Genomic DNA, 23,923 nt, shown 5'->3' with positions numbered 1-23,923 from the left:
CCCGGGTTCAGGCCGAGATCGTCAGGAACTGGAGCCGATGGTCGGAGTGGCCATCGGGATCCCGGAACTCGTAGCGGTGCACCTCGATGTCGTCGGAGACCAGCGCCCAGTCCAGCCGCCACAGCAGCAGGCTCGGGCCCCCGGCTGACCAGGAGACGGGGTACGCGGAGCGGCTGGCGTAGCCGGCATCGCGCAGCTGCGGGGGGAACCGGTGGGTGTCGCCCATCGCCGGCGAGGTGTTTAGGTCCCCGGCGACCAGGATCGGGTGGGGGTTGTCCGCCACGTCGGCGGCTAACGCCCCAAACTGTGGCACCCGGCGTTCGTGCTGGGTCCGGATCGCCTCGTGGAAGGCGGCGCTGAACAGGCTCGGACCGCCGGCCCAGAGCGGAACCGGCAGGTGCGCGTTGTAGGCGGAAACCACCTGGCCGTCAACCAGCAGGTCGGTGCGCAGCACCTGGTGGTTCCAGAAGTCGGTGAAGTCGGTCGGCGCGGGCGGCAGGCCGGTGGCGGACAGCGGCGTGGCGGCCACAATCGGGTACCGGGAGAGGGTGAGCAGTTCACCCACCACCGCGATGTGGTATTCGGGCAGCTGCTGGCGAACCTGGTCGAGTTCGTCGGCGCGGACCACCTCCCCGTCAACCTCGTCGAGGTACTCCTGCAACAGGTACACGTCCGCGCGCTGGGCGCGCAGCAGGTCGTAGAACTCGGTGGCCCGGTCCGCCGGATGCCAGTACTCGGTGTTCCAGGACACCACCCGCAGCGCGTCCGCCGGCACCGGCGGCGCCGGCCGCAGCGGGCCCGGCAGGTTCAATCCGGTCAGACCGGCGCCGAGCAGCAGGGCCGCGAGCGACAGCAACGCCACCGGCCGGCGGGCCCGCCGGCTACCGGCCGCGACCACCGCGAGCAGCACCGGGGTCGCGAGAAAGACGATCGGCGGTAACAGATCCGCCAACCGCCACCACCAGAGCCGGCCGCTGAGCAACAGGTGCGCGGTGGTGAAGCCCAGCCACAGCGCCGCGGCCGCGAGCAGGACCCGGCACGGCCAGCGCCGCCACCACCGATCGGTGGGCGCACCAGCGACCGTTGACCCGACCTGCCCCACCCGCACCGGCTCATCGTCGGCCACTGCCGCGGCGGAAGCTGCGACCGACACGGCGGGAATAGTCGCGGCCTCCGCCGCGGCCGGCACGGCGGGAATAGTCGCGGCCTCCGCCGCGACCGACACGGCGGAAGCCGCCGCGGCGGACGCGCGGGGCGGTGCCGTCACGCCGGGGCCTCGGCCGGAAAGGTGCTGTCGTACAACTGGCGGAACGGGCGGGAGGTCAGCCACTGCAGGACCCCGACGCCCACTCCGGTGGTGATGGTGACATTGACCAGGAAGTGCACGGCCACGAAGTACAGCAAGAAACGTACCCCCCGCCGCCTTAGCACCAGCGCGTACATCGCGCGGTCGACGGTGATCGAGGCGCCGAACAGGGCGGCGGGGGCGAGCAGCCACCCCGGCCCGACCAGCACGGCGAGCAGCAGCGCGGGCAGGGCGGCCGCCGCCAGCAGCGACCCCCACGCCCGCGCGGCCGTCTCGAACCCGGTGGCGAACCGCCGGGCCCGGGCGTACAGCGGAATCCGCAACCGGGCCCGGTGGAACAGTTTGCGCAGCAGCGGCAGCAGTTCGTGGTCGTGGTCGTGGCGGCCGCGTACCCGGGAGGTGAGCAGCAGGCGGTGCCGGCGGGACAGCCGGTAGCCGTAGTCCACCTCCTCGGTCTGTTTCAGCGCCGGGTTGAAGGGGCCGACCTGGTCGTAGACGGACCGTCGGATCGCGCACATGGCCGGGAAGAGGAAGGTGACCTCCCCCTCCCCACTGGCCGACCAGTGGTGATACTGCAACCCCCGGTAGCGCGCGACCGCCGTGTCGTGCAGCAGCGGCTCCGGGTCCTCGATCCCGCACACCGCCCCGACCTGCGGCTCGGCGGTGAGCACGGCGACGGCCTCGGCGACCGCGTCGGGGGCCATCGCCACGTCCGCGTCAACGAAGAACAGGATCTCGCCGGCGCTGTTGGCGACTCCGACGTTGCGGGCCCGACCGCAGCCACCGTTGTCCGGCAGGGTGATCACGCGTACGCCGAGGGAACGGGCCACGGCGGCCGAGTCGTCGGTGCTGTGGTCGTCCACGACGAGCACCTCGATGGCCGGGTACGTCTGGTCGAGCACGGCCCGCAGGCAGACGTCGAGCGAGGCGGCGTAGTTGTAGCTCGGCACGATGACCGAGACCAGCGGGGTGGGGTTCACAGCGCCTCCGCGGGCTTGTCGTACAGCCGCCGGAATGTCCTCGAGGTCAGCAGGCCGAACACACCGACGCCGGCCGCGACGGCGATCACCAGGTTGAGCAGGAAGTGCATGGCGACGAAGTAGGCGACGAACAGGGGGCTGCGGCGGCCGGCGACGAACCGGTACATCGGCCAGTCGAGGCGCAGGTAGCCGGCGAACCCGAGCGCGGGAAGCACCGCCCAGACCGCGCCGAGCAGCACCGGCGTCGCCGCGGTCAGGAGCACGACCAGGGCGGCGACGCTGCTCCAGGCGCGCGGACCGCTGCGTAGTCCACCGGGGAAGCGGGATGCGCGCGCGAACATCGGCATGTGCAGCATGGTGCGGGTGAAGACCTTGCGGACCAGGACGCGCAGGTCGTGGTCGTGGTCGTGGACGCCGCGGACGGCCGGGGTCAGCCAGATCTCGTACGCGCGGGCCAGCCGCAGGCCGTAGTCGGCGTTCTCGGTCTCGCGCAGCCGGGGGTCGAAGGGCCCGATCTCGGCGAACACGTCGGCGCGCATGGCCAGTAGCGCGGTGTACAGGGTGTAGATGCGTCCCTCGTCGGCGATCAGCCAGTAGGACTGTTGCAGGCAGCGGTACTCCTCCAGCAGGCTGTCGCGGATCAACGGTTGCGGGTCGTAGTTGCCGCACACCGCTCCGATCTGCGGTCGTTCGGTCAGCAGCGCCACCGCGTTCGCCACCGCATCGGGTTTGGCCGCGACATCGGAGTCGACGAAGAAAAGGATCTCACCCTGGGCGTGTGCCGCGCCCAGGTTGCGGGCCACCGACGGGCCGCCGTTGGCCGGCGTGCGCACGACCCGCACGCCGAACGAGCGCGCCACGGCGACCGAGTCGTCGGTGCTGCAGTCGTCCACAACGATGATCTCCAGGTTCCGGTGGGTCTGGGCCCGCAGCGCGGACAGGCACAGCCCGATCGCGCGGGCGTAGTTGTAGTTCGGCACGACGACCGAGACCAGGGGTTCGGGCATAAGGCGGACCGCTTTCAGGAGGTTGGCGGGGAGGTGGCGAGCAGACCGGCGCCGACGGCCGCCGCCAGCAGGGCGGCGGAGCCGACGATCAACCGGTCCCGCAGCAGGGTGCGGACCGGATCTCCGCCGCCGTGGTGTACCAGGACGGCCTGCAGGTAGCGGGAGATGGCCAGGAGGGTCAGGGGAACGGCGGCGAGCACGATGGCCTCGCGGTGCGCGCCGATCGGGGCGTCGGTGTGCAGGTACATCAGGAACGCCGCGACCGTGAGGGTGGCGTTGACGCTGATCAGGTGATCGGCCAGGTTCAGGGTGTAGCCGCGTAGCGCGGGTCGGTACCCGGTGCCCTGGGCGGCGAGTTCCCCGCGTCGCTTGCCGAGGATCAGCACCAGACAGGCGGTGAAGACGGCGGTGAGCAGCCAGACCGACACGGTCGCGCCGGTTGCGGCATAGCCGAGCACCACCCGCAGCCCGAAGCCGGTCGCCACCACGCTGATGTCCACCAGCGGGATGTGCTTGAGCCAGCGGCTGTAGGCCACGTTCAGCACCAGGTAGACGGCCAGCGGCCACCCGGGCAGCGCGGGGCCGACGGCGAACGCCAGGGCCAGCAGTCCGGCGAGGACGCCGGCGAAACCGGCGGCGGTGGTCACCGAGATCCGGCCGTCGGCCACCGGCCGGGCCCGTTTCGTCGGGTGCCTCCGGTCCAGGTCGCGGTCGGTGATGTCGTTGACGACGTACACCAGCGACGAGGCGAGGGTGAACAGCAGCACCGCCCAGCCGGTGCGGGCGAGCCCGCCGAGCGTCCAGGCCGGAGTGTCGAGCAGAGCCAGCGGTACGGCCAGCACCGTCTTGGCCCATTGGCGGGGCCGGGCCAGCAGGACCAGGTCGCCGGCGGAACGGACCAGGCGTAGGTCGAGTCGCTCGGCCGTGGTCGCCGGCTGCGTCGGATCGCGCCTGCCGGCGGCGGGGTCGGGGGCCCCGCCCGGCATCGATTCCGCCGTCACCTCGACCGCGGTCATGGCTGACCTCCTGCGTTAGAAGAAGACCCGGGCGGCGGCGAGTACTCCCTGCCGCCACGGGTCACGGCTGGTCGGTCCGCTGGCCGTCGTGGCGGTGGTGGTGGCTTGCTGGTCCCGCCACCACCGGAAGGTCTCCAGCACCGCGTCTTGGTTGCTGTGTCGCGGGTGGAAGCCGAGGCGCCGCCGAGCCCGGTCGGTGTCCACGTAGGAGTCGGCCATGAGCTTGTGCAGCAGCCGCCCGTAGACCGGCGAGAGGCCACTGCGTTCGAGCAGCCCGAGCGCGGCCCGAGCGGGACGGGCCGGCAGACCGATCACCCGTTTGCCGTGTCCGGCAGCGTCGAGCACCGCCTGGAAGTCCTCGCGGAGGGTGCCGAACGTCGCCGCCGCGATGTTGTACGTGTCGTTGGCGGCCTCGGCGGGCACCCGTAGCACCGTTTCGACGGCGTCTACCAGGTCCGCGACGTGCAGCATCTGGATGCGCACTCCGCCGTCGCCGAGCACCGGGAAGTTACGCCCCTCGTGTGCCCACTGGAACAACATCGCGAACAGTCCCATCCGGCCGGGGCCCAGGAAGGTCTTCGGCCGCAGTACCGGCAGGATCAGGCCATGCTCGCGGTAGCCCACCGCGAGTTGCTCCGCGTCGGCTTTGGCGGTGCTGTACGCGTCGACCGGAGCGTACGGGTGCTGCTCCGGTGTCGGCACCTGGGTGGGCAGCCCGTACACGGCGGTGGAGGAGATGTAGACCAACCGGGGCACCCGGGCTTCCCGGGCGGCGTCCAGCACGGCCCGGCTGCCGTCAACGACGATGGCCCGGATCTGCTCCGGCGGGTAGCTGGGGAGCGCGGCGGCGCAGTGCACGACCGCTTCGGCGTCGTCGAAGGCGGCCCGCAGCACCGCCGGGTCGCGGATGTCCCCGACCAGGTGCCGGTAGCCCGGTGTGTGGGGGCCGTCGGGGGCTGCCCGTAGGTCCACGCCGGTTACCGCGGATCCGGCGCCGGTCAGCCGCTGCACCACGGTCGAGCCGAGCATCCCGGCGGCGCCGGTCACCGCGATCACCACAGCGAGCCGAGCTTCTGCGCGACAAACCGGCTCAGGAGGCGGTTGAGCCCCTGGTCAAGGACCGCGTCGAGGGCGTTGAGAAAGTGTTCGATGTCGTCGTCGGTGGCGACCAGCGGCGGTCCGACCACCAGCGGACTGGCGCCGTTGAGGGTGTAGTACGTGTAGATGTCGTGCTCCCGGTAGAGCGCATTGATCACCGACGCGGTGATCAGTTTGGTGCGTAGTCGCGGATCTCGGGCCAGACCGGCGGGCGCGATCCTCGCGGCCAGGTCCAGCACCTTCGGTCCGCCGTCGAGGAAGACCCCCCACAGTGCCCCCGCACCGGTGACCTCGGCCACCGCCTCGGGGTGCTGTTTGGCGATCCGCCGCAGGCCCGGACCGAGGAGTTGCTCGATGCGTCGCGCCCGGGCCGGATAGTCGTCCTCAACGGCGATGGCGATCGCCTCGATGGCGGTGGCGCACTCCTCGCCGAAACCGTAGTAGGTGGTTGACGTCGAGTGCATGAGGGCGTCGACCGGGTTGTCGTAGGCCTGCCGGAACACCGGCTCCCGGGCCACATAGGCAGAGATCGACGACTTTCCGCCGCCGAATGACTTTGACGTGGTCACCACGTCCGGTAGCAGCCCCGCGTGGCGCATGAAGTAAAACATGCTGCCGGTCTTGCCCCAGCCGGTATAGATCTCGTCGAACACCAGCACAATGTCCTGCTCGGTGCACAAGGTGCGCAGCCCGTGCAGGAACTCCGCGGAACACGAACGCATGGTGGAGGCGCTGAACGGCTCGACGAGAATGGCGTACACATCATCGGGGTGCGCCGCGACGGCGGCGCGCACCGACTCCAGGTCGTCATAGGTGTACGAGACCACGCCGGGAATCCCCGGAAACGCGAAATGATTCTGCGCGGCGCCAGTCAGGCTGCCGGAGCCGAGCAGTTTGCCGTGGAAGCTGATATCGGCGCGCAGGATCGTGTTGCGCCGGCCGCCGTGGTATTTGTAGGCCAACTTCACCGCACCCTCGACGGCCTCCGCCCCGGAGTTCGGCAGGAAGGACATGTTCAGGTCGCCCGGCAGCACCTGGGCCAGGTTGTGCGCCAACGCCGCCACGTACGGGGAGAAGTAGGTCTTGTGTACCTCCATCCGACGCCGCTGCGCGAACTGGCGACGCGTCGCCAGCAGGCGCGGGTGGTTGTGGCCGTGGTTGAGCACGCCCACTCCGCCGGTGAGGTCGAGCACCCGTCGGCCGTCACGCAGATACAGGTACGCGCCCTCGGCGTGGTCCACCAGCTCCCGGCCAAATCCGAACGACGTCATCAGGCCGACCTGACTTCGGTTGACAAAGCGTCGGTACAGACTGTGCACGTCTTTCACCGAAAGACGCTCGCACTCCTCGACGCTGAGTAACCTCGTCATACACCCCCCTCTTCTTTCAGTTCTGGCGCGGGCCTGGGGTCACCTCGACAACCGACCAGACCCGACGGCCCCCGGACATTATTTCGACCGGCACTGAACTGCGACTGGACGACGACTGGAACCGCACCACAGGTCGGCTGTACACCTCGTTGGGGCGCTTGTACGAACCTCGCCACGTCGTTACCGTGCACGAAACGTCACCGCGTTCGCGTACGAGTTCCGGCGGGCGCCCGGCCATTCGACATAGGTGGTGTTCGTGCCTGCGAACGTCTCGGTCGTCATTCCCGCCTACAACAGCGAACGGACCCTGCGCGCCTGCCTGTCCGCGGTCTTCGCGCAGTCCCACCCGCCGCACGAGGTGATCGTCGTCGACGATGCCAGCACCGATCGGACGCAGTGGATCGCCCGGGAGTTCCCGGCCGTTGTGCTGCTGCCCAACCCGGTCAACCGGGGTCCAGCCGCTGCCCGCAACCAGGGCATCCGGGCAAGCCGGGGTGAGGTGGTGTTCTTCGTGGACGCCGACTGCGCGCCTGCCCCCGACGCGCTCGCCAACGCGCTGCGGGTACTCACCGAGACCCCCGATGTGGACTGCGTCCACGGCATCTACCTGACCGAGCCGCTGTTCGACGACGGGCCGGTGGAGGCGTACCGCCTGCTGCACGCCCACTACTGGCGCATCCGCAACACCGGTCGGGTCCGTACCGCCATCTTCGCGCTCTGCGCCGTACGCCGGACGGTCTTCGACGACGTCGGTGTCTTCGACGAGAATCTGCGTGCCTCCGAGGACGTGGAACTCAGCGACCGGATGGCCGACCGCCACGGCATCTGGCTCAGCGCCGAGGTGACCTGTCGGCACGACGATGACAGTCGACTGTGGCCGATGCTGCGCAAACAGTTCGGCCGCTCCCAGCTGCTCGTGCCGGTGGCCGTCCGGGAACGCGGCCCGGCGGGGCTGCGGGCCAACCGCAGCGCCGGCATACTGGCGGCGGCGCTGGCCGTCGGCACCCTTCCGGCGGGCCTCTTCGCGCCCGCCCTGTTCGCCCTGCCCGCCGCCGCGCTGCTCGGCTTCGCCGTGGCCGACCCGGGGCTGGCACGGTTCGTGCTACGCCGACGCGGCCCGGCGTTTCTCGCCTTCTTCCTCGCCACTCACCTGCTGGTGCAGCTGGCGATCATCGCCGGGGCGGCGGTGGGTGGGGTGCGGTTCCTGACCGATCGGGACTTCGGCCCGTCCCGTCCTGCCGCAGCGCGGGTCGACTCGTGACCCCGGCGCTGCCGGGTCGGGCCTGGGAAGCGGCCTTCCTCGGTGTGCGGACCTACCACCGGTTCTGGCCGACCAGCGCGAAGGCCCGCCGGCGGTGGCCGATGTTCCGGGTCGCGCCCGGCGCGGTGGCCCTGACCGTGGACGACGGGCCCGACCCCCGCTGGACCCCGGCCCTGCTGGACCTGCTGGAGGCGTACGCCGTGCCGGCGACCTTCTTCCTCATCGGCGCACGGGTGGCGCAGCACCCCCGGCTGGCCCGGCGGATCGCCGAGGCCGGACATGAGATCGGCAACCACTCGATGCATCACCCGATGCCCTTCGCCGCGCTGCCCACCGCGCGGCTGCGCGACGAGGTGCAGCGGGCCCAGCAGCAGATCACCGACGCCGTCGGGCAGGCACCGCGGCTGTTCCGGGCGCCCAGCGGCGGATGGTCGCCCCGGGTCCTCGACACGGTGGCGCGGGCTGGGCTCACCCCCGTGGACTGGACGGTCAACTCTAGTGACTGGAAGCAGCCGGGCGTAGCGCACATCACCCGTACGTTGACGCGTAGCCGCTCCGGCCATGTCCTGCTCTGCCACGACGGCGGCGGCGACCGCTGGCAGACCGTGGTCGCGCTGGCGGCGGTGATCCCCCGGCTGCAGCGACGCGGGTTACGCTTCGTCCCGGTGCCGCCCGCATCCGGTCCGGGCCATCCGAGTTACGCGGGGCGAAGCTGATGGGCGGCGCCGTGGTGCGGGCCGTCGCCCGTGTACTGCACTGGCCGTTGGCGGTACTGATCCGCCCGTACCCTCGGCTCAACGCGTTGCTCTGGGAGACGCAGTACGCCCTGGGCCGGTGGAACTACCTGGACCGGGCCGGCGACCACACCATCGGGCAGCTCATCCACCGGTGGGTGCCGCGACCCCGGATCCTCGACCTCGGCTGCGGATCCACGGTGAATCTTGTGCTGCCGCCCACCGGCTACCGGCACTACCACGGCGTTGACATCAGCCGGACCGCCCTGCGTCGCGCCCGTTCGCTGCGCCGCCCACGTAGCTCCTTCCAGGTCGCCGACGTACTCACCTACCGGGCCGCCGAGGCGTACGACGTGATCCTGCTGCGGGAGGTGCTCTACTACTTCCCAGCCGACCAGGCCATCGAGCTGCTCCACCGGATGGCCCGCGCGCTCACCCCCGGCGGTGTCCTGATTGTCTGGTTGTACGACAGCGGCGGCGTGCACGCCGCCCTGGCCGACCGGATCCGGGGCTGCGGGCTGACCGTGCACGAGGAGAAGATCCAGCTCCGCGACGGTGTGCCGGCCGGGGGCACGTTCGTGCTCGGCCCAGCACCGGCGGGTCGGCAGGCAGGCGAGGCCGCCAGGTCGAGCACGGCAGGGAATGCCACCGGGACGAGCACGGCGGGGGAGCGGCGGTGACCAACGCGTCGACCGCCGGTTCCGAGCTGTCCCGGACGCCGCCAGCCACCCCGCCGGTGGCGGCGGCGGCGTCGAGGGCGACGCTGGTGGGGATCGTCGCCCTACTGGCCGTGGCGGCGGCGCTGGTGCACCGCGGTACCGGCCGGTTCTGGGGGGACCTGGCCGCCTACCGCACCGGCGCCGCCGCGGCGGCCGCCGGGGACGGCAACCTGTACCAGGTCTCCTACCGGGGCGCGGACGGCATCGAGTTGGGATTCACCTATCCGCCGTTCGCCGCCCTGCTGCTGCGACCGCTGACCGCCGTCCCCGCCGAGGTGGCCGTCGGGCTCTGGACGGCCGCGTCGGCGGCCGCGCTGGTGGCGGTCGTCGGGCTGATCCTGAACGCCACCGGCGTCAAGCCTGACCGCCGGCCGCTTGCGACGCTGTTCGCGGTGCTCGCCGTGCTGCCGCTCTTCCCCGTAACCGGTCATCTGCAGGCCGGACAGGTCGGCCTCTTCCTCATGTGGATGGTGCTCCACGACCTGGTACCCGGCCGCGCCAGCCGGTGGTGCGGGGTCGGCATCGGGTTGGCGGCCGGGCTCAAACTCACCCCGCTGATCTTCGTGGGCTTGCTGCTGCTCACCGGCCGGATTCGGGCGGCAGTCACGGCCACGGCCGTCTTCCTGGCCACCATCGGCATCGGGTTCGCCTGGCGACCAACAGACTCGGCCTGGTTCTTCGGCGGCGGCCTGCTCGACACAGCCCGGGTCACCGGTGATCCCCGCACGATCCTGAACCAGTCGCTGGCCGGCGCTCTCGCCCGCATCGCCGACACCCCCGACCTGGCCTGGGTGTGGGCGGTGACCGCGGCGTTGGTCGCCGCGGCCGGTACGGCCCTCGCCGTCTGGTGCGCTCGTACCGCAGACCACCTGATCGCGGTGCTGGCGTGCGCCGGCACCGGGCTGCTGGTCTCCCCGGTCTCCTGGCACCACCACTGGGTCTGGTGGGTGCCCGCGCTGGTGCTGCTCGCCGACCGCTGCCGCCGGCACGGTCACCGTCTCGGCATCACCGCGCTCGGCGCGGTCTGGCTCGCGCTGGTGGCCAGTACTAGCTGGGTGCTGGCCGCGCCGGGCGGCTGGGACCTGCACTTCACCGGCCTCGGCCTGGTGTACAGCAACCTGTACGTGTTGATCGCGCTCGCCGGGCTGGTCCTGCTCGCCGCTTGGCTGCTCCGGCGAAGCGCCGCACACCGCGCAACGGGGGCGGCGTCGCGCCCCGGTCAGCCGGACGGCTTCCGGATCGCCGTACCCGAGTAGAGCTGGTCGATCGTGTCCCACCAGCGGCGAAGGCCGTCGCGGCCCACCGGGTCCACGCCGAGCACGTCAGCGATGCGATCCCGCAACAGAATGATCGACAGCTCGTGGGCCAGGAGCACGACCGAGAGCTGCGCCCGGTCTGTCTGCTCGGCGATCGCACCGGCCTCGGTCATCCGGCGCACCAGCGAGTCGGTGAACTCCTGCACCCTGCGGTACGCCTCGACCGAGCGTGCGGAGTCGCCGATGAGCAGGTGCGCGAGGTAGCGGGTGGTGGCCGGTGCCCGGAGCGCGTCGGCCGAGGCGAGAAAGCGGTGGGGCCGACCGGCTCCGTCGCCGTCGGCGAGCGCCTCCAACGCGTTGCCCAACAGGCCCAGCACGTGTGTGTCCACTGCGGCGACCAGACCGTCACGGGACCCGTAGTGTTTGATGATCAGCGACTGGGAGACCTGCGCCTGCTCCGCCACCTGCTTGAGTGATGCCGCCGCCGGCCACTGCTCGCCGAACAGCTCCAGGGCGACATCCCGAATGATCGCCTTTGCGGTGCGATCCTCGGGTACATACATGTTCACCACGGTAACAACACGGATGTGGTGCACACCTATTGACTCCCACGCTCGGGCCGCCCGGCCCCTGCTCGGTACCGCCGCGAATCGGCGAGGCGTGGCGGGATGGATTGCGGGTACAGGGCGGAGGCAGCGGGAGCACCAGCGACGGTGAAAGGTGGTGCCAGCGTAGTGAAGTTCCTGGCGATAGCGACCTACACCACCCAGGGTGTCAGCGGACTGGGCAAGGAGGGAGGGACGCGGCGGGCCGAGGTGGTCCGGGCGCTCATCGAGAACTCCGGCGGACAGGTGGAGTCGCTGTACTTCTCGTTCGGTGAGCACGACGTGTACGTCTTGTGCGATCTGCGGGACAACGTGGTCGCGGCCGCGCTCAGCATCGCCGTCCGCGCGGCCGGCGGTGGGGAGACGATCATGGTGCCGCTGTTGACTCCGGAGGAGCTGGACGAGGCGGTGAAGCTTCCGGTCACCTACCAGGCGCCCGGCCGGGCGGGGTGAGGCCGGCCAGCACACCCTGCCTCGCCCGGCTCCGCTGGCGAAGGTGGTGCTGGCAACTACCTGGTTGACCAGCGCGGGAGCCGCCCTGAATTCAGGCGCGGCGTGCGCGCGGGTGAGTCACGTCCTTGCTGAGGAAGGTGGTTCCGTCTGGGCTGGCGAGCGAATCCGAGTGGTATCCCTCGCTGTGATAGAGCTCGAGGTTCCGCAGGCTCTTGGCTCCGGTCGCCAGGAGGATGCGCTCGCAGTCGGAGGCGGCGTCGGCCTCGGCGGTGCGCAGCAGCCACCGGCCCAGCCCTTGGCCACGTAGGTCGGGCACGACGGCGAGCCGACCTACGTGCCAGTCGGTATCGAGGCGGCGGGCGCGCACCATCCCCAGGAGGCGGCCGTCCCGCCACAGACCTGTGGTGTGCCACGCCGCGAGCCATTCGCGTACCTGTTCCGGCGACTCGTGTAAGGCGGGTACGTCCATGGTCTCGTTGGCGAGGGCCTCGTCCACCCAGCAGCATCGCTGCAGTACCGTCACCTCAGGTTCGTCGTCGTCGCTCAGCCGTCTGACGTAGGACCCTGGCAGCGGTCCGGGTCGGCTGTCGACCCGTGCGTGTTCACGCAGTGGCCGCAGGGCGTTTGCGACCCGGACCAGTTCGTCCAGTAGACCGAGGCCTGCTCGGTCGCGAGCCGCATCGGGTAGTAGTCGTCCATCCGTCGTTGCGTCAGTGAGACGGATCGCGACCGTGGCACCCAACGGCACCAGACGCAGCGTGGTCACCACCTGCTTGGCGTGCTGAACCGATCGGGTGCCCGCCGACGTGTTGCCGTAGCTGACAAAACCGATCGGCTTCCACGCCCATTCGCTGCGGAGATAGTCCAGCGCGTTTTTCAGGGTCGCCGGCATCCCGTAGTTGTACTCCGGGGTAATCGCGATGAACCCATCCGCCCGGTCAACGATCGAGCTCCAGCGCCGTGTGTGCTCATGCTGGTAGCTGCCCGACGACGGGTGTGCCTCCTCGTCAAGAAACGGCAGGTTCAAATCGCCGAGGGCCACCGGCATCAGCTCCACGCCGAGCTCCGCGGCGCGTGGGGAGATCGCTTCGGCCAGCCACTGGCCCACCTGGGGACCGAGAGCTCCGGGGCGGGTGCTGCAGATCAGCAGAAGAACGCGAACCGGTTTAGTTGACATGGAAACGAAGTGTAGATGCTAGCTTGATTACATGTCAACTAAACCGCCGACCGGAACCCCACGCTGGCTGAACCCGGACCAGGAACGCGCCTGGCGGGCGTTCCTGCGCATCACGGTCGCCGTCCAAGCCGGCACGGCGCGCGACCTGGCCGCGATCGGGCTCTCCGAACCTGACTACGAAGTACTGAGCACCCTGTCGGAACGACCCGGCCACACCAGCACCCTGGGGGAGCAGGCCGACAAGATGGGCTGGTCACGCAGCCGGCTATCCCGGCACGCCACCCGGATGGCGGCGCGCGGTCTCCTAAAACGCACACCCGACCCGAATGACGGCCGGGGCTGCTTCCTGGTGCTCACCGCACAGGGGCTGACGGCGCTCGAAGACGCCGCACCGGCCCACGTCGAATCGGTACGACGTCACTTCATCGACCGACTCACCCCCGCAGACCTCATCGCCATCGAACAGGTCGCTGGCAGGCTGGAAGAGCCCCAAGGCAGCGAAGACCGGCCCGGCGACGTGACATTCGGTCGGTAACTCCATCCAGGCGTCCGTGGGTCTCGGTTTGACCGCATAGCCCGAGCTCCGATTAGGTTAGGCTGTGCTAACTGCTGACTCCACGCCGGCGCCGTGCGCTCCGGAAGAACCCGACGATCGACGGGCGCTGGGATGGTCGCCGTGGCGGACGGTGATCGGCTTCGGGGTGGTGAGCCTCGCCGCCGACATGGTGTACGAGGGCGCCCGGTCGGTGTACGGGCCGCTACTGGCATCGTTGGGTGCGTCCGCACTGATCGTCGGTTTGATCACCGGTGCTGGTGAGGCGGCCGCGCTGGCGCTGCGGCTGGTGTCGGGGCCGCTGGCCGATCGGACCCGCCGCTACTGGACGTTGACGACCGCCGGTTACGCGCTGACGGCGGTGTGTGTGCCGCTGTTGGCAGTGACCCCGCGGTTGGGTGCCGCGGGGCTGATGACGGCCGCGGTGTTGATCGTGGTTGAACGGCTGGGTAAGGCCGTGCGCTCCCCGGCCAAGTCGGTGCTGCTGGCGGACGCCGCCGGCGCGGTGGGAATGGGCCGTGGAATGGGCGTCCACAAGGCCCTGGACCAGGTCGGGGCATTCGCCGGCCCGCTGCTGTTGGCAGCACTCACCACCGCCGCCGGCGGGCTTCTGTGGCCGGGGCTGGCCGGGCTGGCGGTGCCGGGGGCGCTGGCGATGGTCCTGCTCGTACTCCTGCGCCGCAGAGCCGGCCGCGCGCACCCGCATGACGTTGCCGTCTCCAACCGGGACGAGCGCGATAACCCAGCCGGGCGTGCCTCGCTGCCGGCGTCCTTCGGCTGGTTCGCGGTGGCCTGCGCCCTGTGCACCGCGGGGCTGATGACCTTCGGGTTGATCGGGTTCCACCTGGCACAGACCGGTCTGGTGCCGGCGGCGGGGGTGCCGCTGCTGTACGCGGCGGCGATGGCGGCGGCGGCCGTTGCCGCGCTCGCCACCGGTGCGGTCTACGACCGCATCGGCGCCCGGGTCCTACTGGCCCTGCCCGTTCTGGTAGCCGTGGTGCCCCCGTTGGCGTTCACCTCCGGCCTGGCGGTGGCCGCCGGCGGGGTCCTGGTGTGGGGCGCCGCGCTGGGGGTGCAGGATTCCACCGTGAAGGCCTTCGTGGCCGACCTTGTGCCCCGGACCCACCGGGCCACCGCGTACGGCGTCTTCGCCGCCGTCCAGGCCGCCGGTGCGCTCGCCGGCGGTGTCGCCGCCGGCGCCCTGTACGACTCTTCTCGGGCCGGGCTCTTCGCCGCGGTCGCCGCGGCGCAGGCCACCGCGATGCTCATCCTGGTCCGCGTGTTGACCCGTACCCGCCGTCGCTGACACCTCACCCGCCGACCCCGATCACACCAGCCGCGATGACCACGCCTGGACCGGGCCCGCGGAAGGGGGGGTTAACCCCCGGCCCGGCCGGTGGCCTGCGGGATGGTGCTGCGCTTCGCGTTCGAGGACGCTCAAAAAGCGCATCCGGCATCGGGCTGGGTGCGCGCCGGGTGGACGGAGCGAGGCATGAGTACGATCACCGCACCGCACCGTGTGCAGACCGAGTGGCACCGGCCGCTGCTCGCGAACGCGGCCTTCATGTTCACCGTTGCCCTGCTTTCCGTCGGTGGCCTGCTGTTTGACGACCGGCACCTCGTCGGCGAACCGGTCTGGCTGAAGCCGTTGAAGTTCGGGTTTGCCATGGGCGTGCACGCCCTCGTGTTGGCGTGGCTGCTCGGCAAGCTCCGCCGGGGCCGCCGCATCGGCTGGTGGCTCGGCACGGTCTTCGCGTTCGCCGGGGTGCTGGATGTGGCGGCCGTCGCCTACGCCGCCGCCAACGGCACCTTCAGTCACTTCAACGACAACACCGACCCGGTGGCCCGCACCGTACAGGCGTTGTTCTCCGTTGGCATCATGCCGCTGCTGCTGACCACCTTCTTCGTGGCGATCCTGCTGCTGGTCCAGCGCGTCGGTGACCGCGCGCTGACCCGGGCGCTGCGCGTCGGGCTGGGCCTGGCGCTCGCCAGCATGGTGGTGGCCCTGTGGCTGAGTGGCTCGGGGCAGACGTCGCGGGTGGTGGCCGACGCCAACGGCCACCAGGTGTCCCTGATCGGCGCGCACGGCATCGGCGACCCCGACGGAAACGGAATGCCGGTCACCCGGTGGAGCACGACCGGTGGGGACCTACGGGTTCCGCACTTCGTGGGAATGCACGCCATCCAGGGGCTGCTGCTGCTCACCGGGGCCCTGGCCACCCTCTCGGCCCGGCGGCCCCGGCTGCGCGACGAGCGCACCCGCGCCGACCTCGTCGGCGCCGCCGCCGTCGGCGTTACCGGGGTGTTCGTGGTGTGCAGTTGGCAGGCCAGCCGGGGCCAGTCAGTCCTGCACCCCGACCTGGCGACCCTGACCGCGCTCGCCGCGGTCGCTGCGGTCACCCTCGCGGCGGTGACCGCGGCGCTCCTGCGGGCGCGCCTCCGACCGTTGCCCACCCCATCCTGAGAACCTTTCGCGCATGCTCTCTTTCGAGGTGCCGGCGCGGCGCCGCTCGACACCAACGCCGGTGCTGCCCGTCGGCGCGGCTGACTTCACCGAGGCGTGGCTGGCCAACCGCCGGCTCAGCGAACACACCCGACACGCCTACCGGCGGGATGTCACGAGCTGGCTCAGCTGGTGCGCCGACGCCGACGCCGACCCGCTGCGGGCCACATTCCTGCACGTCAACGCCTACGCCCGGTGGTTGGAGTCGACGCCGAACGCCCGCAGCGGCAAGCCGCTGACGCCCGCCACGGTTGCCCGTAGGCTCTCCGCCCTGTCCAGCTGGTACGACTTTCTGGTCAAGCTGCGGGCGGTCGAGACCAATCCGGTGACCGGCGCGGATCGCCCGCACGTTGACCGCGACCACTCGGCGACCATCGGGCTCACCCCGGAGGAGGTCAACGCGCTGCTCACCGTCGCCGACCGCGCCACCGGCCCGACCGCTGCCCGCAACCGGGCAGCCGTGGCGCTGCTGGTCGACCTCGGGCTGCGAGTTGGTGAACTGGTGTCGTTGGACGTCGGCGACCTGGGCACCGAACGCGGCCACCAGAGTGTCCGCTTCACGGGTAAGGGTGGCCGGGCCCGGCGGCGGGCCCTCACCCCGAACGCCTCGGCGGCGGTGCACGCATACCTGGCGCTGCGCGCCAGCGCCGCGGGTGTGCCGGTGCACCTCTTGACCGGTGCGCTGCTGGTCACCTCGACCGGAGCCCGGCTGGACCGGCACTCCGTGTTCCGGCTGGTCCGCCGGCTGGCCCGGGAAGCCGGGATCCCGGGTTGGGCGCGGCTGTCACCGCACTCGCTGCGGCACTCCTTCGCCACCACCGCCCGCGCTGAGGGCGTGCCGTTGGAAGACGTGCAGGACGCGATGGGGCACGCCGACCCGCGTACGACCCGTCGCTATGACCGGGACCGGCACAACCTCGACCGGGACCCGGCGTACGCGATCTGGGCGGCCCGGTCCCGGCGCCGCGGCTGACCGCCGGCCCGGTCAGTCCAGCTGCGGCAGGACGTGGTGGCTGAAGTACGCTAGGTGATCAACATCGAACTGGTGTGGCGTCTGCAGATAGAGCCGGCTGATGCCCGCCTCGGCCAGCTCTCCGATTCGGTTGACCACCTGCGTCGGGGAGCCGACCAGCCCGTGCTCCATCATCTGCCGGGTGAAGAGCCCACCGACGGGTTCCGCCCGCCGGGCCACCTCGGCGGAGTCCCGGCCGCAGACGAGCAGGACCACAGCGGAGCGGCGAAGGCTCGACGGCACCCGACTGGCCTTCTCGCAGGCCGCGTCCACCCGCGCGCCCTGCTCCGCGATCTCCGTCAGGGTTGGGAAGGCATAGTTGAACTCGTCGGCGTAGCGGGCCGCCAGGCGGGGTGTCCGCGTCGGTCCGGTACCGCCGATGATGATCGGAGGACGCTGCTGGGCCGGTTTCGGTAACCCCGGCGCGTCGGCCAACCGGTAGTGCCGCCCATGATGGGTGAACAGCTCGCCTGGCGGGGTGTCCCACAGGCCGGTGACGATGTCCAGTTGTTCCTCGAAACGGTCGAACCGTTCGCCGAGGGCGGGGTAGGGGACACCGTAGGCGCGGTGTTCCGGCTCGTGCCACCCGGTGCCGAACCCGAAGTCGACCCGCCCGTTGCTCATCTGGTCAACCTGGGCGACCGTGACCGCCAACAATCCCGGCTGCCGGAACGTCGCCGAGGTCATCAACGACCCGAGTCGGATGCGTCGGGTTTCCCGGGCCAACGCACCCAGGGTTACCCAGGTGTCCGTGGGGCCGGGCAGTCCCGCGGCGCCGGCCATCGCCAGGAAGTGATCCGAGCGGAAGAAGCCGTCAAGCCCGAGCTCCTCCACCGCTCTGGCGGTAGCGGCGACCTCGTCGTAGCTCGCCCCCTGCTGCGGGTTGGTGAACACATGGCACTGCATGCGCCCAGTTTTCCCGCGGACCGGTCCCACTTTCGGCGCAATCACCAACCTCAGGTCCGGCCCCGGCTGCTGGGTCACATTCCATAGGTACGCAGGAGCCGACGGGTCCGTTCCGCGATCGGGAACGGTTTGTCGGCGGGGCAGGGATAGAGGTCCTGCTCGACGATGGCGAACATGTCGGTGTCGAGTCGTCGCGCGGCGGCCAGCACCGGTTCCAGCGCGGGGAGCCCGTTCGGCGGCTCGCACCACACCCCCCGGGCCACCGCGGTACCGAACGGCTCGTCCTTGGCGACAACGTCGGCGAGCACCGCGGGGTCGACCTGCTTGAGGTGCAGGTGGCCGACGCGCTCGCCACAGGTGTCGAGCAGCCGCACACTGTCTTCGCCGCAGTAGGCGTAGTGACCGACGTCCAGGCAGAGGGAGACCAGTTCCGGGTCCGTCGCGTCGAGGAAGCGCGTGACCGCCGGTTCGTTGTCGATGTGGGTGTAGGCGTGCGGGTGGAGCATGACGCGTAACCCGAAGGAGTCGCGGACCTGCCGGGCGAGCCGGTTGGTCAACACGGTGAGGTCCCGCCACTGCGCCGCCGTGAGCTGTGCTTCCTCGGTCGGCTCGCCGGTCCACGGGTCGCGCCAGTAGCCCGGCATGATCACGATGCAGGACCCGCCCACCGCCCGCACGAGCGCCGCGGTCATCGCCACCCGGGGCCAGGTCTCCTGCCAGCCGCTGTGGCCCCGGTGCAGGGACGTCGAGAGCGTCGCCGCGGCGACCCGCAGGCCCCGGAGAGCGGTTTCGCCGGCGAGCCGGGCCGGGTCGGTCGGCAGATACCCGTACGGGCCGAGTTCGATCCACTCGAAACCGGCCCGGGCTACCTCGTCCAGGAAGCGTGGCCAGGGAACCTGCCGTGGATCGTTCGCATACCACACCCCCCAGGAGTCCGGGGACGAACCAACCTGGATCCGGTTGCCCAGACCGTCCGACGGACTCATCGCCGACCACCGTCCTTCGCGGTGTCTGACCGCAGGTCGCCGGATTCCCACTGGTGCTGGTCCTCCACAGCGCGCCGCAGTTCGTCGGTCGTGACATCCCCCAGGTAGGTCACCCGACCCACGCGATCCGGTGTCGGGATGAGCTGCTGACCACCACGGTGTCGGACGGCGTCGGACAGGGCGGCCACCAGCCGGTCCGTCTCGGCCATCGCGGGATGCCACACGTCCAGGCCGAACGAGCGGATCAGGCGCAGGATCCGGTCGCGGGCAAAGCGCCCGATCAGCCCCCGCCGCCAGGCGATCATGCTGGTCCAGGCGATGTCCAACGCCACCGCGTGGCCGTGCGTCACGGTGGGCTCAAGCCCGGGCGAGATGTTGTGTCCGAGGTAGCTGGCCCGGGCTGTCTCGCGCTCGAACGGGTTGCGTTTCAGCTCCCGCATCATCCACGAGATCGACCGGCTGAGGATCTCCTCGGAAGGGCCGTCGGCGCTTCGGAAGCGCTCTTCGGCGACCCGCGGTCCATGCTCCTCGAGTAGCCGAAACAGGGCGCAGTCTCCGGCGACAGCGATCTTGATGATCTCCGCGAAGCCGTCCCTGATCTGGTGCTGCGGCAACGTCTGGAAGAATCGGGCATCGGTCATTGACGACCGCGCGGGATGGTAGAGACCGGCCCGGTTCTTCCATCCCTCGCTTACGCCGCACTTCAGGGCGAACATCGAATCGATGGCGGACACGAGCGTCGTGCCGATGAAGTCCCACGACACGCCCCGCCGGTATTCGCCGGCCACCAGGCCGAACACGTCGTGCAGCACGCCGCCACCGATAGCGATCGGCGGTTCGCCGAATCGGGCGACGCCGAAGGCGTTCATCTCGTCGGAGATCCGGTTCGCGCTGTCGCGAGTCTTGGCGTCCTCACCGCCCGGCAGCAGGCTGGGTGGGTTGTTCCACTCGAGCCGGTAGCGGTCCAGCAGCGAGGTGATCTCCTTCTGGTACAACCCCCACGCACTCTCGTCAACGGCCACGAAGCGTCGCCGGGAGTGGTTCAGATCGCCGAAGAGCTCCGGGTCGCCGCGGGGCGTGAACTCCAGCAACCCGTCGTAGAGCGCGGTGCTCCACTCGACCGGCCGGGAAACCTGCGCCTCCCACTTCCAGGATCGGGGCATGAACCCTGGTTCCCGCCGGGCTGGAAACCATGCCACCGCCGCCCGGACCTCGGCACACCGGGCCAGCAGGTCACGCGGACCACGACCGGCTCAGAAACCGGTGATCTCCGTCATCCGGACCGGTCGCCGCTCCCGCTGCGACCGCCAGCACGCCTCCGCGACCCGAAGTGCCTCCACCGCCTCCCGCCCGTCACACGGGTTCTCCAGATCCCCACGGGCGACCTGGAGAAAGGTGTCGATCTCTGCCTCGAAAGCCGGGGCGAAGCGCTCCAGGAAACTTTGTACGGGATCCGCCGACGGGAACGTGGCCTCCGGCTCGACGGAGGTCAGCGGGGTGTGCCGGTCGAGCCCGATAGCGATGGTGTCCGCATCCCCGCACACCTCCATGCGCACGTCGTAGCCGGCCCCGTTGCACCGGGCCGCGGTGGTGGCGGCGAGCGTACCGTCGTCCATCGTCAGCAGCGCCATCGCGGTGTCGAGTTCCCCCAGCTCGGCGAAGATCTGCGGCCCAGCGTCCGAGCCACACGCGTACACCTCGGCGACCTCCCGGCCGGTGATCCACCGCAGCAGGTCGAAGTCGTGGATCAGCGCGTCCCAGAAGATCCCGCCGGAGGCCGACAGGTAGGTGGCCGGTGGGGGATCGGGCTCTGCGCCAACAGAACGAATAGTGTGCAATCGGCCGAGTCGCCCGGAACGTACCAGCTCCCGGCCGGCCTGAAAGCCCGCGTCGAACCGGCGCATGAGGCCGATCTGTAAAGTCACGCCCTCGGCCTGCACCTCGTGCACGGTCTGTATCGACTCGGACAGGTCCGCTGCGACGGGCTTCTCGCAGAACATCGGCAGACCCGCCCGTGCCGCCTGCCGGATCAACTCGGCGTGCGCGGCGGTGTTGGCGGCGATGACGACCGCCTCCGTTGAGGAGGTGAACACCTCGTCGACCGAGTCCGCCGCGCTGGCATCGAGGCGGTGCGCCACCTCCTGGGCACGCCGCCGGTCCGAGTCGGCGACCACCAACGAGGTGACATCGGCGTGGCGGCGAAGGTTGGCGGCGTGGATGGCGCCCATCCGACCCACCCCGATAACGGCGATACGCATACCGTAATTATGGAAATACTTCCGCTGTGCGTCGCGGTATTCCGCACCATCGCCCGGCGGCAGGTCGCTACCGTCGCAGGGTGTGAACGCCGAGCCGCCGTGGATTCGGCCGTCGCAGCCGCGACGGCCGCTCCGGTCCGGCCTGGTCGTCGCGGGCGCCGTGGCCCTGTTCTGCTGTGTGGGTGTCGCCGGGCTGGCCGCATGGAACCTGCAGGCGGTGACGCGCGCCGCCGGGCCGGTACGACACACCGCCGACGGCTTCCTGCGGCAGCTCACCACCGGCGACACCGACGGCGCCTACGACAAGCTCTGCGCCGACTCCCGCAGCCGGTGGAGCAGGATCGGCTTCAGTAGCTGGGTACGAACCCCGCCGACCGTACAGGACTACGAGATTCTTGACGTCGCGGTCACCAGCCGCCGCGGCCGGCCGCAGGGCACCGTCACCGTACGGTTGACTCGCGACAGCGGCACCACCGAACAGCGGGACCTGTCCGTCATCACCGAGGACGGCGGCTGGCGGGTCTGCGGCGACCCGTACTAATCCACCGCCCCGAGGATGAGCCGATCAGCCGGTCAGCCGGACGTGCCCGGCCCCAGATCGCCGGCGCGGTGGTGGCGCCGGCAGAGCACCTGGTAACGCACCTGTGCGGTCTCGGCCGTGTCGCCGACAACCACCTGCGCGCCCTCCCGCGCCACCCGCCCGTTGACCACGCGGGCGTTGAGCAGCCCCTCCCGCCCGCACCAGCAGAGCACCTCCACCTGGATCCGGGCCACCGAGTCCGCCAACTCGAACAGCCGCTGCGCGGCCGGGAACATCCGGGACCGAAAGTCGGTCGCCAGACCGAACGCATAGACGTCCACGTCGTCGTCGTCAACCAACTCGGCCAGCTGCTCGACCTGCTCGACCTGGTAGAAACTGGCCTCGTCGCAGATCAGGTAGTCGACCCGGCCCCCCTCGGCCCGCCGGCTGCGAACCAGCGCGCGCAGGTCCAACTCGGCAGTGACCTCAACCGCCTCGTGCGCCAACCCGACGCGGGTGGTCACCCGCGGGCCCATCGATCGGTCGATGCGGGTGGTAACCAGGCCCCGCCGCCCCTGCCGGGCGTGGTTGTAGTTCATCTGCAACGCCATGGTGGACTTGCCGCAGTCCATCGGACCCCAGTAGAACCGCAGCGCCGCGGCGTGCAGCGGACGCCCGTGTCCGCCGGCGGGCACGGGCGGTCCGGACGCGGGGGCCGGGCAGGGCGAATCGGCGGGGGTGTGGTCGGTCACGGTCCGGCAGCCTAGCCCATCAACCCGCCGCGGCGGCGGCAGCAATCGGTGGCCTCACAGCACGCGCGGCGGGCGGTTCCCCGCGGCCGTGATCGCCCGACGCATCGGCACCGCCAGCAGCAGCACAAACCCGACCACGAAGAAGATCAGCAGCGAGACCAGGCCCACCCGGTAGGAGTTGGTCAGCTGAAACACCAGCCCGAAGGCGAGCGGTCCAAGCCAGCTGGTACCCCGGTCGCTGATCTCGTAGAAGCCGTAGTACTCACCCTCCTTGCCGGCGGGGATGAGCTGGCTGAACAACGACCGGCTCAACGCCTGACTACCACCGAGCACCAGCCCGATGGCTGCGCCGAGCGCCATGAACGGCAGCGGCGCCTCGGCGGGCAGCCGGAACGCGGCGATCACCACCGCGATCCACAGCACCAGGCTCAACAAGACGGTCTTCCACGCGCCGATCCGCCGGGCGAGCGCGCCGAGCAGCAGCGCGCCGCCGAAGGCCAGGAACTGCACCAACAAAATGGTGATGATCAGGGTGCTCTGCGTCAGCCGTAGCTCTTCGGTGCCGTACTGGGAGGACAGGGTAATGACCGTCGCGATGCCGTCGTTGTAGACCAGGAACGCCAGCAGGAAGAACAGCGTCAACGGATACGCCCGCAGCTGCCGCAGGGTGCGCCCGAGCTGCCGGAAACCGTCGGTGAGCACGTTGCCGCCGCCGGTCAGCGCCGCGGCGGTGGGATGCTCGCGGAGCCAGCGCAGCGGCACCAGAGTGAACGCGGCCCACCACACGCCCGCCGACACGATCGACCAGCGGGCCAGGTCCAGAGTGCGCTGCGGGTTGCCCTCCTCGGTGAACGCGGTGACCACGGCCAGGTTGAGCGCGAGCAGCAGCCCCCCGCCGAGGTACCCCAGCGCCCATCCCCGGCTCGAGATACCGTCCCGGTCGTCCGGGCCACCCAGCTGCGGCAGGAAGGAGTTGTAGACCACGATCGCGGCGCCGAAGGCGATGTTGGCGACCAGGAACAGCGCCCCGCCGAGCAGGTACCGCTCCCCGGTGACGAAGGCCATCGCGACTGTCGCACCGGCACCGACGTAGGCCGCGGCGGCGAGTAGCCGCTTCTTGTGCCGCGTCCGGTCGGCGACCGCGCCGACAACCGGCAACACGAAGACGGTGAGCAGCACCGACAGCGAGATCAGATACGGGTAGTACGACCCGACGGCGACCTTGATCCCCAGCGGGTACACGTACCCGATGCAGCTGTCCGCACCGAGCTCACAGCCGGCCGCCTGCTCCGCCACACTGGTGAGGAACGGACCGAGGAACACGGTGATGACGGTGGTCTGGAACGCCGAGTTCGCCCAGTCGTAGAAGTACCAACCGGTGCGTTCCCGGCGGCTGCTGCGCGGGCTGGGGGGAGTGTCGTCAACGATGGGGGCGGCGGTGGCCGACATGT

Annotated in this window: 24 protein-coding genes; 10 read left to right on the top strand and 14 right to left on the bottom strand. The window is 70.5% G+C overall.

The genetic code is table 11. The features are described from left to right. Positions 1-7: 7 nt before the first annotated feature. The 6 genes from SALPAC4_RS0122160 to SALPAC4_RS0122130 are packed head-to-tail and all read right to left on the bottom strand — an operon-like array spanning position 8 to position 6,678. Positions 8-1,267: an endonuclease/exonuclease/phosphatase family protein gene (locus SALPAC4_RS0122160; protein ID WP_019872223.1), complete on the bottom strand. Its 1,260-nt coding sequence runs from the start codon at positions 1,265-1,267 to the stop codon at positions 8-10. After that, positions 1,264-2,286, bottom strand: coding sequence for a glycosyltransferase family A protein (locus SALPAC4_RS25570; RefSeq protein WP_019872222.1), 1,023 nt, complete (start codon positions 2,284-2,286; stop codon positions 1,264-1,266). The genes SALPAC4_RS0122160 and SALPAC4_RS25570 overlap by 4 nt, the downstream gene beginning before the upstream one ends. After that, a complete protein-coding gene (locus tag SALPAC4_RS0122145; RefSeq protein ID WP_019872221.1) occupies positions 2,283-3,293 on the bottom strand; it encodes a glycosyltransferase family 2 protein in 1,011 nt (336 codons plus the stop codon). The genes SALPAC4_RS25570 and SALPAC4_RS0122145 overlap by 4 nt, the downstream gene beginning before the upstream one ends. Before the next feature lie 14 nt (positions 3,294-3,307). Continuing rightward, complete coding sequence (locus SALPAC4_RS0122140; RefSeq protein WP_019872220.1) at positions 3,308-4,309, bottom strand: UbiA prenyltransferase family protein; 1,002 nt, start codon at positions 4,307-4,309, stop codon at positions 3,308-3,310. Positions 4,310-4,324: 15 nt separating this feature from the next. Next, positions 4,325-5,368: an NAD-dependent epimerase/dehydratase family protein gene (locus SALPAC4_RS0122135; RefSeq protein ID WP_019872219.1), complete on the bottom strand. Its 1,044-nt coding sequence runs from the start codon at positions 5,366-5,368 to the stop codon at positions 4,325-4,327. Next, positions 5,362-6,678, bottom strand: a complete 1,317-nt coding sequence (locus SALPAC4_RS0122130; RefSeq protein ID WP_080640979.1) for an aspartate aminotransferase family protein — start codon at positions 6,676-6,678, stop codon at positions 5,362-5,364. The genes SALPAC4_RS0122135 and SALPAC4_RS0122130 overlap by 7 nt, the downstream gene beginning before the upstream one ends. Positions 6,679-7,024: 346 nt before the next feature. Between SALPAC4_RS0122130 and SALPAC4_RS0122125 the strand changes: the two genes are divergently transcribed. From SALPAC4_RS0122125 to SALPAC4_RS0122110, 4 genes are read left to right on the top strand one after another with little or no spacing between them, the layout of a single operon-like run. Next, the gene (locus SALPAC4_RS0122125) at positions 7,025-8,038 is read left to right on the top strand and encodes a glycosyltransferase family 2 protein (protein ID WP_019872217.1); all 1,014 of its coding nucleotides are present in this window, start codon (positions 7,025-7,027) and stop codon (positions 8,036-8,038) included. Further along, positions 8,035-8,754, top strand: coding sequence for a polysaccharide deacetylase family protein (locus tag SALPAC4_RS0122120; protein ID WP_019872216.1), 720 nt, complete (start codon positions 8,035-8,037; stop codon positions 8,752-8,754). The genes SALPAC4_RS0122125 and SALPAC4_RS0122120 overlap by 4 nt, the downstream gene beginning before the upstream one ends. Next, a complete protein-coding gene (locus tag SALPAC4_RS0122115) occupies positions 8,754-9,452 on the top strand; it encodes a class I SAM-dependent methyltransferase (RefSeq protein ID WP_019872215.1) in 699 nt (232 codons plus the stop codon). Before SALPAC4_RS0122120 ends, SALPAC4_RS0122115 begins: the two co-directional genes overlap by 1 nt. Further along, positions 9,449-10,747 carry a glycosyltransferase 87 family protein gene (locus tag SALPAC4_RS0122110; protein ID WP_019872214.1) on the top strand — a complete coding sequence of 433 codons (1,299 nt, stop codon included), beginning with the start codon at positions 9,449-9,451 and terminating at the stop codon, positions 10,745-10,747. The genes SALPAC4_RS0122115 and SALPAC4_RS0122110 overlap by 4 nt, the downstream gene beginning before the upstream one ends. Here SALPAC4_RS0122110 and SALPAC4_RS0122105 read toward each other — a convergent pair. Then, the gene (locus tag SALPAC4_RS0122105; RefSeq protein WP_019872213.1) at positions 10,711-11,310 is read right to left on the bottom strand and encodes a TetR/AcrR family transcriptional regulator; all 600 of its coding nucleotides are present in this window, start codon (positions 11,308-11,310) and stop codon (positions 10,711-10,713) included. The two genes, SALPAC4_RS0122110 and SALPAC4_RS0122105, sit on opposite strands and share 37 nt — an antisense overlap. Before the next feature lie 171 nt (positions 11,311-11,481). Between SALPAC4_RS0122105 and SALPAC4_RS0122100 the strand changes: the two genes are divergently transcribed. Then, complete coding sequence (locus SALPAC4_RS0122100) at positions 11,482-11,805, top strand: GYD domain-containing protein (protein ID WP_018745920.1); 324 nt, start codon at positions 11,482-11,484, stop codon at positions 11,803-11,805. Between the two features lie 91 nt (positions 11,806-11,896). On the opposite strand, the gene SALPAC4_RS0122095 is transcribed toward SALPAC4_RS0122100, so the two are convergent. Next, positions 11,897-12,982, bottom strand: coding sequence for a bifunctional NAD(P)H-dependent oxidoreductase/GNAT family N-acetyltransferase (locus SALPAC4_RS0122095; protein ID WP_033665027.1), 1,086 nt, complete (start codon positions 12,980-12,982; stop codon positions 11,897-11,899). 31 nt (positions 12,983-13,013) lie between these two features. Between SALPAC4_RS0122095 and SALPAC4_RS0122090 the strand changes: the two genes are divergently transcribed. The 4 genes from SALPAC4_RS0122090 (at position 13,014) to SALPAC4_RS0122075 (ending at position 17,011) form a co-directional block, all read left to right on the top strand. Then, on the top strand, positions 13,014-13,517 hold the full coding sequence (locus tag SALPAC4_RS0122090; RefSeq protein WP_019872211.1) for a MarR family winged helix-turn-helix transcriptional regulator: 504 nt from the start codon (positions 13,014-13,016) through the stop codon (positions 13,515-13,517). A gap of 151 nt (positions 13,518-13,668) precedes the next feature. Beyond that, positions 13,669-14,841: an MFS transporter gene (locus SALPAC4_RS0122085; RefSeq protein ID WP_019872210.1), complete on the top strand. Its 1,173-nt coding sequence runs from the start codon at positions 13,669-13,671 to the stop codon at positions 14,839-14,841. Between the two features lie 186 nt (positions 14,842-15,027). Next, on the top strand, positions 15,028-15,999 hold the full coding sequence (locus SALPAC4_RS0122080; protein WP_027644980.1) for a hypothetical protein: 972 nt from the start codon (positions 15,028-15,030) through the stop codon (positions 15,997-15,999). Between the two features lie 13 nt (positions 16,000-16,012). Next, the gene (locus tag SALPAC4_RS0122075; RefSeq protein WP_019872208.1) at positions 16,013-17,011 is read left to right on the top strand and encodes a tyrosine-type recombinase/integrase; all 999 of its coding nucleotides are present in this window, start codon (positions 16,013-16,015) and stop codon (positions 17,009-17,011) included. Between the two features lie 12 nt (positions 17,012-17,023). Here SALPAC4_RS0122075 and SALPAC4_RS0122070 read toward each other — a convergent pair whose 3' ends face one another. The 4 genes from SALPAC4_RS0122070 to SALPAC4_RS0122055 form a co-directional block, all read right to left on the bottom strand. Continuing rightward, positions 17,024-17,956 carry an LLM class F420-dependent oxidoreductase gene (locus SALPAC4_RS0122070; protein WP_027644979.1) on the bottom strand — a complete coding sequence of 311 codons (933 nt, stop codon included), beginning with the start codon at positions 17,954-17,956 and terminating at the stop codon, positions 17,024-17,026. A gap of 74 nt (positions 17,957-18,030) precedes the next feature. Next, positions 18,031-18,942, bottom strand: a complete 912-nt coding sequence (locus tag SALPAC4_RS0122065; protein WP_019872206.1) for a sugar phosphate isomerase/epimerase family protein — start codon at positions 18,940-18,942, stop codon at positions 18,031-18,033. After that, the gene (locus SALPAC4_RS0122060) at positions 18,939-20,105 is read right to left on the bottom strand and encodes a 3-dehydroquinate synthase family protein (RefSeq protein ID WP_019872205.1); all 1,167 of its coding nucleotides are present in this window, start codon (positions 20,103-20,105) and stop codon (positions 18,939-18,941) included. Before SALPAC4_RS0122060 ends, SALPAC4_RS0122065 begins: the two co-directional genes overlap by 4 nt. Positions 20,106-20,195: 90 nt before the next feature. After that, positions 20,196-21,200: a Gfo/Idh/MocA family oxidoreductase gene (locus SALPAC4_RS0122055; protein WP_018734601.1), complete on the bottom strand. Its 1,005-nt coding sequence runs from the start codon at positions 21,198-21,200 to the stop codon at positions 20,196-20,198. A gap of 82 nt (positions 21,201-21,282) precedes the next feature. On the opposite strand from SALPAC4_RS0122055, the gene SALPAC4_RS0122050 reads away from it, so the two are divergent. Then, positions 21,283-21,741 (top strand): Rv0361 family membrane protein, encoded by a 459-nt coding sequence (locus SALPAC4_RS0122050; protein WP_019872204.1) that lies wholly within the window; start codon positions 21,283-21,285, stop codon positions 21,739-21,741. 32 nt (positions 21,742-21,773) lie between these two features. Here SALPAC4_RS0122050 and SALPAC4_RS0122045 read toward each other — a convergent pair whose 3' ends face one another. After that, entirely contained in the window at positions 21,774-22,472 is a 699-nt protein-coding gene (locus tag SALPAC4_RS0122045; RefSeq protein WP_027644978.1) for a thymidine kinase, read from the bottom strand. A 54-nt stretch (positions 22,473-22,526) separates the two neighbouring features. Beyond that, on the bottom strand, positions 22,527-23,921 hold the full coding sequence (locus tag SALPAC4_RS0122040) for an MFS transporter (RefSeq protein ID WP_018732189.1): 1,395 nt from the start codon (positions 23,919-23,921) through the stop codon (positions 22,527-22,529). Positions 23,922-23,923: the final 2 nt, after the last annotated feature.

The organism is Salinispora oceanensis (assembly GCF_000383575.1).
GTDB lineage: Bacteria > Actinomycetota > Actinomycetes > Mycobacteriales > Micromonosporaceae > Micromonospora > Micromonospora oceanensis.
This window is presented reverse-complemented; position numbering and strand designations above follow the sequence as displayed.